Origin of the sequence: Balneola sp. (assembly GCA_003712055.1) — a bacterium.
GTDB lineage: Bacteria > Bacteroidota > Rhodothermia > Balneolales > Balneolaceae > RHLJ01.
In genome coordinates this window covers 25,833-38,426 of sequence record RHLJ01000004.1, presented here as the reverse complement: position 1 = coordinate 38,426, position 12,594 = coordinate 25,833, and the positions used below count along the sequence as shown (strand labels likewise).

Genomic DNA, 12,594 nt, shown 5'->3' with positions numbered 1-12,594 from the left:
ATAATTCTCAATTGAAAACCTTATTCAGCAGCCTTTCGGTACAGCATCCCCGAAATCAGAAAAAGAATACCAAAGAAGGCCGTGAGTATAGGAACGAAGCCCCATCCAGCTATTAAGGTAATTAGACCAATTATCACCATAGTAACAGACATGGCGTAAGCAGTATAGGACATCCCCGTTGCATCAAAACGAGAAATAAAAGTCCCCAAAGTGCCTACCACATGAACCGCATAAAAGATCAGATTGACAGGGTTTTCTTCATTCCCGATGATTCCAACCGCGAGATTAACCCAGACAATCAAGAGAAGCCCAACAACAGCAAGGCCAGTAGCTATTTTATATTGAACACTTTGTGACATCTTTAGAGAGATTAGTTTATAGGTTATACCTGTACCAAACAGCATGATCCAGGCGATTAGAAAGTCAACCAGGCCCCAATCTACCTCTTCGGTAAAGAACATGGCGATCAATGGAATTAGTAAAATACTGGCAGCGCCAAGGGCAATCAGCATAGTTGATTTGTAGGATGGGTTTTGAGCATTCATAGGAGTAGAGGTGTTATTTAGTATTAGCTAAGTCACTTTGTATTTCAAAGTAAAAGAGTAAAATTTTTTATTTCTGAGAGTTAATGATGGATTCCAATGCTTTTAGGTGATCCTCAAAAGCTTCTTTTCCTTCTTGAGTGATGAAGTATCTGGTATTGGGTTTTCGGTCTACAAAACTTTTCTCAATGCCAATAAAGCCTGCTTGCTCCAGTTTTTTGATGTGGGTGGCCAGGTTTCCATCCGTGACATCCAGAAACTCCTTTAGCGCATTAAAGTCCAGGGTGTCATTTACCGCAAGTGCCGACATAATGCCTAGCCTGATCCGGCTTTCGAACGCCTTATGTAATTCTACAAAGCTTCCCTTCACTATTAATCACCGCTTGAAGTTGAAATGCATATATATGCCATATACAATATGAACTACGCCAAAGCCAAGCACCCACAAGATGAGGCCATACTCAACAAACCATGCTGCCAGTAGACCCAGGCCCAACTGTACAAAGCCCATCCACCTTACTTCACTAATGGTAAAGTTCCCCGCGATAACTAGAGAGAGCCCATAGAAGATGAGCATCATAGGAGCCACAAGCCCGATTAGATCAATCGAAACCAGCATGGAAATAACAAATCCTCCCACGATTAATGGAATGGCCATATTCCCTAATAATCTTCTTGAAGTAGCATTCCAGATCTTCTCCTCCTTTTTTCGAGCCTGGCTTCTAGAAAATAGGATGGCAGTAACTAATGCCAGCAACAAGACGCCAAGTGCAATAAGTATCACTTCATTTTGGGAATCGGAAGTATAGAAGAGCTCATCCGGGAAGAAGTCGAAAAAAGAGTAAGCGGCCCAGGCTCCAGTTATTGCATATAAGCCGGCCATAATGCCCGCCCAACCCGAAAGGGAAAGAAATTTAGAGGAGCGCTCCATCATCGAGCGGATATCAGAAAGGTCCTGTGTATAATCTCTTTTTTCTTCCATGAAAAGTACTTTTAATTTCAAAGTACATTATATGCAGTTTTTATGCAAGGGTTCCCAGTAAATCACAAAAGTATTAAAACTCCACCTATTTTAGTGCTTATAATTAAGCTCAAAGTCATCAGTTGTGATTTCAACTAGTTCATTTTTTTCGTTGTAGTATTCTATTTTGCAAAAATCGACTATGGTACTTGGCTTGTACCAAGATTTTCTCCAAATACTTCCATCTTTTCTATAGATAGTTTCACTGATGGGGTAACCGTTATAATAAAGTCCCTTCATCCGGATAGCGCCGTTTCTTTAATGAGCAGTTAGTTCTCCATCTGCAATTTTACAACAATGTGTGATGTAGTAATTTTTTGTATGAAGGACTCCGTCCGATGATAAATCAATCTCATATATATCAAGGGTATCTGATAGATCTTCATAAGAATCAACACGAAGATTTTTGCTGGCTCCGATATAAAAGTCTCCTCTCCAAAAATCAGCAAGAAGCAAATAGCTACCTAAAGGAACATTTATCTGAAAATTTTCTGAGTCATAAAAGACTTCACTCTCCAAATCAACGAGTTGGTATTCAAGTTGTATCAATGAATCAGTACATAAATCAAATCTACATTAACTTGCGCCGAAGCATTGAGAGCAAAAAGAAGGCTAACCAAAAGGAGAAGTGTACTGTAATTGTATTTCATATTCATGAAGTCGAGTTAAATTCCTTCTCCCGAGTAAGCCTAAAAACAAGGATTCCTACTATTCCTCCCAGAATAAACCCAGGACTCATGAAGGTAATGCAATAGAGGAAACCTACAATAATCAGTAAAAAAGCTCCCTGTATAGCCTGTTTATCCAATATAAAACCGGATCCCTCAAGCATTTCAAATAGAGAAAAGCTTATACCAAACAAAACCGATCCTAATAAATAGCTGAGCAGGGTTATTAAAACCCCAAGGCCAAAAGGAAGCGATAAGCGACTCTCTAATGACTGATAATTATAGATTCTTGGGGATATTTTGTAGCTCACTATTAAAGAAGCAGAAAGAGCTGAAAGCAAGCCTCCAAGAATAAATGGATCCCCACCCCAGAATTCTCTCCCATACATAAAAAAGACAAATAAGCCCCAAACGATTAATGCCGAGAAAGTGAATAGGACTACAGATAGAAGCCGCTTTTTATTTATAAAAGAATCAATGGGCTTCATTCCAATCTAACTTAGTTATGCCATTTTCATTGATAATTATCACGGAAGTTTCCCGATCATATGCGGTTCCATAATGAGTAAGGTTTATGAGAATATTCTCTCCATACTTTCTGGTTATAGGGTCATGAGTATATAAATCGCTATTAAAAAGCGGGTGAACAATCTGGAATTCTGAACCCAATATCTCTATTAAAAAAGTAAGTTCTTTAATATGTGCAATATAAAGCTGCCTGTCCTTTAAATAGAAAGTGGAGAATAGTTGAAGGTCGAAAAACTCAAAGACTTCCTGTCTCTCACTTGTAGTATCTTTATGTCCAATCGCTATATGACTTTCTTCTTTATTTACATCAAAATCCTTTCTATTTGAAAGTTTTGAGGGGTCATTGATTGAACTGTAAACGGCTCGCCCAAACAAATGCCCAAGGTTACTCAAAACGAAGTAACTATTTTCCTTCCAGAAGACCGAAGTAGTACAGGTAGATTCCGTAAAAAAGATGTCATGAGTTTCTCTTTCATAGAAATATATCGAGCCGCCCCACTCCCCAAAACAGTCACCAAAAATGATATAGTCCTTAGTATCATAAAAAGTGGGCTGGTTTTTTACCGGGATTCGGATCTTAGCTTTGGTCCATCGGTTATTTTCCCAAACTAATAAGCGTCCAAAAAACCGGTTCTTTGTTCTTGCATATAGTTTTCCATCTATAAACCAGTGATAGGAAAACTTCTTCGTATTAAGTTGCTTCTCAAAGCTTTTGTCCCGTTCAAAATTCGTTAACGAATGAACTAGAAAACGGCCATTTCTAAATAATGAGATAAGCTTGTTTTCATAAATGGTGGAATACGAGATCGGGTAATTGATGTCCCTATTTTTGAAATAACCAAAGTCATCAGAGTAGAACGGATTTGAAAGAACTTTTTGCTTTGTGGAAAGTTCTATAGGATGATCGCTTATGGAAAGGTGGAAGTCTCTAGTTTTTGCTAAAGTATCAAAATTAACAGAGTCTATTTCTTGGAAATGAAGACCTGAGAAATTTTCCTTTTCAAAATAGTCGAGGATGAATGCATAAGGGGCGGCTTGTTTTAGTGAATCATGCTGAGCATAAACAAAAATCGAATAGAGAGAAAAGGTTAATATGGAGATAATTTTTTTAATCAAAGGTCCAAATTAAGGAGACGTCAATAAGCATAAGTGATTTCTTAAAAAAAGGTATATGACAATCAGTATATATTCACATACATCTATCCTTTGAGGTAGCTTTTGCTGATCGAAAGAAATCAAGATGAGCATCCAGTTCATCCAGATTTTTCATAGAGGAATAGAAATTTATGTTATCACCAGCTGGAAAGAAATCGCGGTCGTTTATTGACAAAAGATTCACTCTAAGAGTAATGTGCTGATATTCTAAAAACCCCAGTTCTTTTTTTTCTGCACTTACTAAGTAAGTGAAAGGAATCCCAAACCTGGAAGTATCTGAAACCACTTCTGTTAGTAATACGATTTCTTCTAAGTAAGTACTTACTTCTCGCTCGTATTCTACATAATTACCAGCCATCAAAAAGGAATCTGTATGGAAAAACAAGTTGTTTCTAAGGTCGAACACATATCCATACATCGAATCAATACCAAAATCCTGTCCTGACAACACAACTCCCGGAGTTGAAAAAGCAAGCCCCCCACATACAGTTACATTACCATAAGTAAAAGTAGGAGGAGGGCCCAAAAAAAGGTACCAGGCCAAAATCAGAAGAATAGAAGTACTTATAAAAAATATAATGAGCTTCTTTTTCATAGTGCTAAATATGATGATCTAAGACTGACAGCATATTGATTTAAGTACAAATAAAAAAGGCAGCCATGGGCTGCCTTGATTCATTATAGAGGTTCTAAAAATTTACATTAGCCAGGCGCTATGTAAATTATACTGGCTATCTAAAACAAAAATATTTCTATACTTCGTAGATTTGACGGTATACCAAGAAACTATGAAATAGTAGTTATTAACCTGATAATAGGTATAGTCGGTATTTGGGGTAAGGTTGATATTTTGAGATTTAAACCCATTCAATTTGTAGCAACTATAGCTACTTCCTTGTAATGTTTGAATCGAATAATATTTAAGATGCCCGATATTCTGCGTATTTCTTTGATCTGAGTAGTCATCAGATTTAATTAGCAGGTTCATTTTCTCGCTCGAGTCATTAAGAGCATTCGAAGAATTACTTGGGCAGGAATAGGGGCTTTGAGCATATGCAAAAATAGGAACCGCTAAAAAAAGCAAAACTGATGCGAGTAGATATTTTATCTTTTTCATAGTATTAAAATGTTTAATAACAGGTTCTATTGTGTCGGGGGTTATTACCAATTTCTAAAGGAGAAGAATTTTCATCAAATTCTGTTATTCCATTTTTATCTACTACATAAGCTTTCAAATTTAGCCCTGTCTGAGATTCAATTTCAGCGTGGAAATTTATATCGTTTACAGAGGGGACACCATTATAAATGTATGTAGAAAGACCACTTTGTATCAATAAATCTATAGTTGCTTTAGGCATATTATAACAAGAATACATTACTTCACCTACCTCGAATGGTTGAGTATGTACCCATCCAACAGTATTTCCTGGGACAGAAAGGTTGCCTGTTGTTAAATCGAAACCGCATTGAGAGAAATTAGCAAAGCCAGTATCAAATTTTGAAATACCATATTCACCGGTTGCTGGGTCTCGAACAACCCACATTGCCTGCTCTTTACTGTTACTCGAATTACTGGCATCTCCATTACTATCTGCCCAGAGGTTAAATATTTGAACCTTTACCTCAAGATCATCCAAAATAGTATCATTTGTATCGGTACAATTGCACCATACTGGCGGATTTGGTAGATCGCAAGGATCATCAGGGTTCGCCGGAGGTGTACTTCCCCCACCATCTTCAAAGCAAGGCTCTGTACTTAGAGGGTCACATTCTCCTGGTCCATCTGAAGGAAAACCATCATCTTCTCCGGCTCCTCCCCCGCCTTCATTGTCCTCTTCTACATAAGTCCATTTTGCACAGGCTTCTCCAACCTTCCTACAATCATAATACGTGTCTGTATTTGAATTATATCTACACTCATATACATCATACCATCCACCGGTACATTCCCAGTCCATTTTGCTTTTCTCTCTGTTATTAAGCCTTTTTCCGCCCAGCTTCCTTTGGTAAATCTCTTAAACTGTTTTTCTAGCTTTTCTTTTACTTTCTCCGAGTTAGGGATTTTGCATTGAGCAACTCGAACTACCTGTTCTTGATTTAGAAAAGCTCCAGATTTTTCTCCTGCATTAGGATCACTAAATACAAAAACTTCAAGCACTGTTTCCTCTCCATCTTCAATCATTGAATTTGGGATTTTTATCCAGAATGCCTGGTTCCAATAGTTATACTCCTTCTCTTCATCTGCGAGGGTACTGATCAGACAGGAATAGGGAGACTCTTTCGAATTATTAAAAGACTTGGTTTTGGAATCGTAGGTTTTGGGAATGAATATAATATCCTCTTCCTCAGAAATAGTGGGAGGCTCACTACAGGCCGAAAAGCCAATAACAAATAGAGCGAGGATGAATAGAGCGTGTTTAAATCTCCTCATATAACATTGTATTACATGTTCTTCGAGAAAGAACTAATTAATACAATAGAATGCAAGTAAAACCAAATTTGGTTTATATAGTTTTAGAGTCTAAACATTCATTATTCCACAAACAAAAAAGGCAACCCATTGGGCTGCCTTCAAAAAAGAAGAGATAGATCAGGAAAGCTGATCTACAAAATCGAGTTTTTCCCAGGGGAATGCTTCCCGACCAAAATGCCCATAGGCCGCGGTAGGTCTATAGATTGGGGAGCGAAGATTAAAGCGCTCGATAATTCCGTTAGGTGTGCAATCAAATGTGCTAGCAACTAAAGCGGCTAACTCAGTATCTGACTTAGCGCCGGTTCCATACGAATTCACATTAATGGAAACAGGTTCTGCAACACCAATAGCATAAGCCAATTGAACAAGGCACTCCTCTGCTAGTCCGGCCGCTACCAGATTTTTAGCGATGTGCCTGGAAGCATAAGCAGCACTACGATCCACTTTTGAAGGATCTTTTCCGGAAAAGGCTCCACCACCATGGGCGCCAAAACCGCCATAAGTATCCACAATAATTTTACGACCGGTCAGGCCTGCGTCCCCATGAGGTCCGCCAATCACAAATTTACCGGTTGGGTTAATGTGGTATTTGGTTTCCGCATCAATTAGCTCAGCTGGAATAACATTTTTGATAAGAATATTCTTGATGTCTTCATGAATTTGTGGCTGATCTACGTCATCATCATGCTGAGTGGAAAGAACGATGGTATCAATACGGGCAGGTTTGCCGTCATCACCGTATTCAATAGTTACCTGGCTTTTGCTATCGGGCCCAAGGTAAGGCATCAGGTCAGTCTCTTTTCTGATGCGAGCCAATTCTTTCAACAGGCTGTGAGAAAACTGAAGCGGCATGGGCATAAGCTCGGGAGTCTCTTTAGTTGCATAACCAAACATCATGCCCTGGTCACCGGCGCCATCGCGATCAACGCCCATGGCAATGTCAGGGCTTTGAGTATGAATGGTTGAAAGTACCCCGCAGCTGTCAGCATCAAAACGGTAGGAAGCTTTGGTATATCCAATGTCGCGGATAACCCCTCTTACCACATCCTGCACATCAATATGAGCGTTAGTAGTTACTTCACCACCAACAACAGCGAGCCCGGTAGTTACAAAGGTCTCAACGGCTACTCGGGATTTAGAATCCTGGGCAAGAAGAGCGTCTAGAATAGCATCTGAAATTTGATCGGCTACTTTGTCCGGATGCCCTTCGGAAACAGATTCAGAGGTAAATAATTTCTTCATGAATATAAATTAGTAAGGTACTTTCGGTTGCGAAAGACAACAAAGGTAAGAAGAAGAGAGCAAATATTATCAAAGAATTAACTAATTATTGTCCCCTTGGAGAGATGGTTATAGGTATATATATTAACGTCTTTAACTTTAATCAAATTTAAATAATATGAAAAAGAGAAATACTATTAGAATATTATTTTTAACTCTATCAATAATATTAATTGATTTTTATTCGTACTCATTTGCTGTTGAGCCGAAAGAAGAGACGGAATCATCTGCTACAATAGATTTGAAAGTGTTTTATAGATCTGGGATCCCGTATTCAACAGGCGTTCTTACGTCTTTAATGAACGGAGCAGTAGCGGATCTGAACCAGTCAATTATCCAAACTCCTGAATTGGGTAGTGGAATAGCAACATTTTCATGGGATGGTTCACTTACCTCTATTCCTCTCTCTACTTACAACAACGCCACTGCACTAGATAACTTCTTAAAGTTAAATAGAGGAGATGCCGATATAGTAGTTGTTCTTTTTGAAAGCACCACAACATGTGGGTCAGCTGGAGTAACATCCATTGGAACACTTAACTCTGAAGAGGCTAATGTTTTTATAAATGCAGGGTTCTTTCAAGGATACAGATGTTTAGATAATCACTCGTTAGCACATGAGATAGGGCACATTTTTGGCGCAGGTCATGGAATCGGGCAGGGTTACTCAAGCAGTGTAAGTTATGCCCATGGACAGGTAATACAAGTGGATCAATCATTAAGCGGTACTTTATCTCATTTGAATGGCAAACTCTCAATTATGTATGCGACTAACAATGCAGATGATGATAGGGTAAATTATTGGTCAAACTCTCTTTTTGATGGTTCAAATAGTAATACCAACCAACCAAAACTGGCTACAGATAATACCGATGTAGCAAGACTAATTTTAGAAAGAGCGGATGACGTAGCTGCATTCCGCCCTCTTCCACAATTGAATGCTTCAATAAGTGGGAGATGGTCGGTACAAGCGAATACTTATGATGTTTGGACATCTAATGTATCTGGTGGGTTACCCCCGTATGATTATTACTGGTATAGAAAAAATTCTGGTTCTTCCAGCTACACATATGTTGGTAACGGAACTTCCTACGGGCAAACGGTTACCGTTGATATGGATTTAAAGTTGGTTGTTATTGATGATGTGAATAATTCATTTACTGATTACCACAGCGTTGATGCAATATCATCAGGCGGATCGGGTTGTGGGCCGTTCACTTGCCCTCAGCCAAAGTTGGTTGGAGAAACCATCCCCGAATCATATTCCTTATCGAATAACTACCCAAATCCGTTTAATCCAAGTACGAAAATCTCATTTGCACTTCCAGAGCAGTCGAATGTGGAACTAACTATCTATAATACAATGGGGCAATTAGTTTCCACCTTGCAAAATGGGAGTTTAGGAGAAGGTAGTTATGAAATTACCTTTGACGCAGGCGCCCTTCCAAGCGGCTTGTATATTGCACGATTATCAGCTATAGGCTCTTCTGGCGAAAGCTTTATAAATGAAATAAAAATGCAATTAGTAAAATAATCCACTCAAAAAGCCACATAATTTAATGTGGCTTTTCTTTTTTCTATCCAAACAAATCTGAAGAATCTCCTTGCTGAGAAACACCCAAATACTGATACGCTTTTTGTGTAGCTACCCGCCCCTTAGGTGTGCGCTGTAAAAACCCTTCTTTGATTAGGTAAGGCTCATATACTTCCTCAATGGTTCCTTTGTCTTCACCCACAGCTACGCCAAGAGTGCTTAGACCTACCGGCCCACCTTTATAGTTTTCTATAATAGATCGGAGCATGCGGATATCCATTTCATCCAGGCCATTGGCATCTACATCCAGGGCATTCAAGGCTTTGTCTGCAATTTTTTGATCGATACTAGTCAGGCCATCCACTTGGGCAAAGTCTCTTGTTCGGCGGAGAAGTTTATTCACAATTCTTGGTGTTCCACGGCTTCGACTGGCAACTTCATGAGCCCCCTCTTCTGTAATACCAAAGCCCATAATATGTGCAGAGCGAAGGGCGATGCGCTGTAGTAACTCGACATCATAATAATCCAGGCGCATATCGATACCGAAGCGAGCTCTAAGAGGGGCTGTAAGCATTCCCTTTCGGGTGGTTGCCCCAACAAGAGTAAAGTGGTTCAGGTCAATTTGAATGCTTCGGGCATTTGGACCAGAGTCAATCACAATATCCAGCTTGAAATCCTCCATTGCTGAGTACAAGTATTCTTCAATCACAGGATTGAGCCGATGTATTTCATCGATAAAAAGAACATCCCCCTGTTCCAGATTGGTAAGCATGCCCGCTAAATCACCGGGCTTTTCAAGCACAGGGCCAGTTGTAGGGCGGATATTAACTCCCATTTCTTGTGCAATGATATAAGAGAGCGTGGTTTTACCAAGTCCGGGAGGCCCGGATAAAATCACATGATCCAGTGCATCGCCTCTCTGTTTAGCTGCCTTAATAAATACATTAAGATTAGAAATGGCTTTTTGCTGACCTATAAACTCAGAGAGAGAAGAAGGTCGTACCGATTGTTCAAAAGCTTCTTCTTTTTCACTGGGATTTAACAAGGGATTTTGCACGAAATAGTTGCTGACTTGTTTACTTTAACTTAAAAGAATTATACTTAGTTTTGTCACGAAATGCGCATCCAAGTTTAGCCACTCATGAAATCATCACTCTCTCCAGACGAACTCGACTATGATCCTATTGAAGAGCAAAAGAAGAGGAGAGGGGTAAAATCTAAGAATAAAAAGAAAAACCAGATCCTAAAGGAAAAAGGACTGCACAAAGATCAAAGCTCAAGCAGCTTACGCATTTTTGGGGATGAATACTTTTTCAACTACGAGCTTAGCTGGCTCAAATTTAACGACCGGGTTCTTGCGGAGGCTAAAAGAGAAAGGAATAAACTACTTGAGCGGGTAAAATTCATCGGAATTGTTTGTTCTAACCTGGATGAGTTTTTTCAGAAAAGAGTGGGTGGTCTCAAGCGCCAGTTGCATGCTGGTGTGAAGTCTCTTTCTGTAGATGGAATGTCTGCCTCTGATCAGCTGAAGTCCATTCGAAATGATGTGCTTTCGATGATCGAGGATTATCGAAGCTGTTTTTTTAATGATCTAATTCCAGCCTTGCAAGAAGCGGGCATAAGCATTAAGCATTATAACGAGCTTACTGATTATCAAAAAAAAGTGAGCGATCGGTTCTTTCAAAAGCAGCTGTACCCTATTATTACTCCACTTGCTGTAGATGAGTCTCATCCTTTCCCTTTTATTTCCAACCAGAGCCTTTCTTTTGCTATCGAGCTTCAAAATCCCTCTTCAAAAGAGAAGTTTTTTGCCCGAATAAAAATTCCTGCGAACCGTCCCCGGTTTATCCAGGTACATCGAAGGGGAAATAAAGTGGTACTGGTTCCGATAGAAGATTTGATAGCGAGTAAAATAGGTACCTTTTTTCCGGGCATGAGAGTGCTTTCAGCTCATTTGTTTAGAGTAACCCGAAATGCGTCTGTTGAAAGGCAGGAAGAAGAGGCGGATGACCTGCTGGAAGTAATTGAAGATGAACTTAGGGAGAGGAAGTTTGCAGAGATTGTACGGCTGGAGCTTGATAAGGACATGCCTCGCCATATAAAGAAATACCTGATCAAAAACCTCTATATCAACTGGAACGATGTGTATGAGATGGAGGGGACCATTGGGTTGGTAGATGCATTCCAGATTGCAGGTTTGCAAGGGTTTTCAAGGCTGAAATCAAGGGGCTGGATTCCTGTCCTTCATCCTTCACTCAAACATGAAGTTGACGAAGAAATCCCAAGTATTTTTTCGGTAATTCGTGAAGGGGATTTCATGGTTCATCACCCCTATCATAGTTTTGCTTTATCTACGCAGCGATTTATTTCTGAAGCGGCCAGAGACCCAAAAGTTTTGGCGATAAAACAAACACTTTACCGAACCTCTAAAGACTCTCCTTTGATGCATTCCATTATGGAAGCTGCTGAAGATGGAAAGCAGGTAGCTGTACTGGTTGAAATTAAAGCACGCTTTGATGAGGAGAGAAATATCAATTGGGCTCAGCAACTGGAAAATGTTGGAGTTCATGTTTCCTATGGCATACCAGGCTTAAAAATCCATACCAAAGTTACCATGGTCGTTCGTGAAGAAGAAGACGGACTTAGAACGTATTGCCATATCGGAACCGGGAACTACCATCCTGATACAGCCACACTTTATGAGGACCTGGGTTTATTTACTTGTGATGAAACCATAGCCTCAGATGTAACGGATATTTTTAACCTGTTAACAGGCTATGCACCAGATCAGACTTTCGAGAAATTGTTTGTGGCCCCTAAGCATATGCGTAATCAAATGACTGAGCTTATTGAATTCGAAACGAATGAGGCTAAAAATGGCAGGCCCTCTCGAATTATCGCCAAAATGAATAGCCTTGAAGACCCGATTATTATTCAGAAATTATATGAAGCCTCTAATGCCGGAGTAAAGATCGATCTGATAGTACGAGGAGTATGTAGGTTAATACCAGGAAAAGAAGGTTTAAGTGAAAACATTACCGTTCACTCAGTAATAGGACGATTCCTGGAACATTCGCGCATTTACTATTTCCACAATGCTGGAAATCACATTTATACCATGGGATCTGCTGACTGGATGCACCGGAACCTGGATGCAAGGGTTGAAGCTATCGTACCTATAGAGAAGGAGCCATTGAAGAAGTATCTTCAGTTTATGCTCAATATTTACCTGAATGATAATCAGCAAAGATGGGAATTAAACACAGATGGAACGTATACTCGTATCGAAAAGCAGAAGGGAACAAGAAAGATAGCAACCCATAAAGTGCTTATGAATCACATAAAGGATTCAGCCTCTCCTATCCCAATGGAAAATCATAAGGAAGATTGAA

Annotated in this window: 14 protein-coding genes; 2 read left to right on the top strand and 12 right to left on the bottom strand. The window is 39.6% G+C overall.

The window, feature by feature from the left end; translation table 11 throughout:
* Positions 1-20 precede the first annotated feature (20 nt).
* From ED557_09855 to ED557_09805, 11 genes are all read right to left on the bottom strand, one after another.
* The gene (locus tag ED557_09855) at positions 21-545 is read right to left on the bottom strand and encodes a hypothetical protein (GenBank protein RNC83017.1); all 525 of its coding nucleotides are present in this window, start codon (positions 543-545) and stop codon (positions 21-23) included.
* Between the two features lie 67 nt (positions 546-612).
* Positions 613-912: a transcriptional regulator gene (locus ED557_09850; GenBank protein RNC83016.1), complete on the bottom strand. Its 300-nt coding sequence runs from the start codon at positions 910-912 to the stop codon at positions 613-615.
* 6 nt (positions 913-918) lie between these two features.
* A complete protein-coding gene (locus ED557_09845) occupies positions 919-1,524 on the bottom strand; it encodes a hypothetical protein (protein RNC83015.1) in 606 nt (201 codons plus the stop codon).
* A gap of 90 nt (positions 1,525-1,614) precedes the next feature.
* Positions 1,615-1,803 carry a hypothetical protein gene (locus ED557_09840; protein RNC83014.1) on the bottom strand — a complete coding sequence of 63 codons (189 nt, stop codon included), beginning with the start codon at positions 1,801-1,803 and terminating at the stop codon, positions 1,615-1,617.
* 18 nt (positions 1,804-1,821) lie between these two features.
* Complete coding sequence (locus tag ED557_09835) at positions 1,822-2,112, bottom strand: hypothetical protein (protein RNC83013.1); 291 nt, start codon at positions 2,110-2,112, stop codon at positions 1,822-1,824.
* A 103-nt stretch (positions 2,113-2,215) separates the two neighbouring features.
* On the bottom strand, positions 2,216-2,719 hold the full coding sequence (locus tag ED557_09830) for a hypothetical protein (GenBank protein ID RNC83012.1): 504 nt from the start codon (positions 2,717-2,719) through the stop codon (positions 2,216-2,218).
* Positions 2,706-3,875: a hypothetical protein gene (locus ED557_09825; protein ID RNC83011.1), complete on the bottom strand. Its 1,170-nt coding sequence runs from the start codon at positions 3,873-3,875 to the stop codon at positions 2,706-2,708. The genes ED557_09830 and ED557_09825 overlap by 14 nt, the downstream gene beginning before the upstream one ends.
* Before the next feature lie 73 nt (positions 3,876-3,948).
* Positions 3,949-4,509 carry a hypothetical protein gene (locus tag ED557_09820; protein ID RNC83010.1) on the bottom strand — a complete coding sequence of 187 codons (561 nt, stop codon included), beginning with the start codon at positions 4,507-4,509 and terminating at the stop codon, positions 3,949-3,951.
* A 102-nt stretch (positions 4,510-4,611) separates the two neighbouring features.
* Positions 4,612-5,031, bottom strand: a complete 420-nt coding sequence (locus ED557_09815) for a hypothetical protein (GenBank protein ID RNC83009.1) — start codon at positions 5,029-5,031, stop codon at positions 4,612-4,614.
* A gap of 13 nt (positions 5,032-5,044) precedes the next feature.
* Positions 5,045-5,872: a hypothetical protein gene (locus ED557_09810; GenBank protein ID RNC83008.1), complete on the bottom strand. Its 828-nt coding sequence runs from the start codon at positions 5,870-5,872 to the stop codon at positions 5,045-5,047.
* Positions 5,873-6,504: 632 nt separating this feature from the next.
* Positions 6,505-7,629: a methionine adenosyltransferase gene (locus ED557_09805; GenBank protein ID RNC83007.1), complete on the bottom strand. Its 1,125-nt coding sequence runs from the start codon at positions 7,627-7,629 to the stop codon at positions 6,505-6,507.
* Positions 7,630-8,428: 799 nt separating this feature from the next.
* On the opposite strand from ED557_09805, the gene ED557_09800 reads away from it, so the two are divergent.
* Positions 8,429-9,202 (top strand): T9SS C-terminal target domain-containing protein, encoded by a 774-nt coding sequence (locus ED557_09800; GenBank protein RNC83402.1) that lies wholly within the window; start codon positions 8,429-8,431, stop codon positions 9,200-9,202.
* Positions 9,203-9,245: 43 nt separating this feature from the next.
* Here the strand turns inward: ED557_09800 and ruvB are convergent, their stop codons facing one another.
* Positions 9,246-10,259 (bottom strand): Holliday junction branch migration DNA helicase RuvB, encoded by a 1,014-nt coding sequence (gene ruvB, locus ED557_09795; GenBank protein ID RNC83006.1) that lies wholly within the window; start codon positions 10,257-10,259, stop codon positions 9,246-9,248.
* Between the two features lie 84 nt (positions 10,260-10,343).
* On the opposite strand from ruvB, the gene ppk1 reads away from it, so the two are divergent.
* Positions 10,344-12,593 (top strand): polyphosphate kinase 1, encoded by a 2,250-nt coding sequence (gene ppk1 / locus ED557_09790; GenBank protein ID RNC83005.1) that lies wholly within the window; start codon positions 10,344-10,346, stop codon positions 12,591-12,593.
* Position 12,594: the final 1 nt, after the last annotated feature.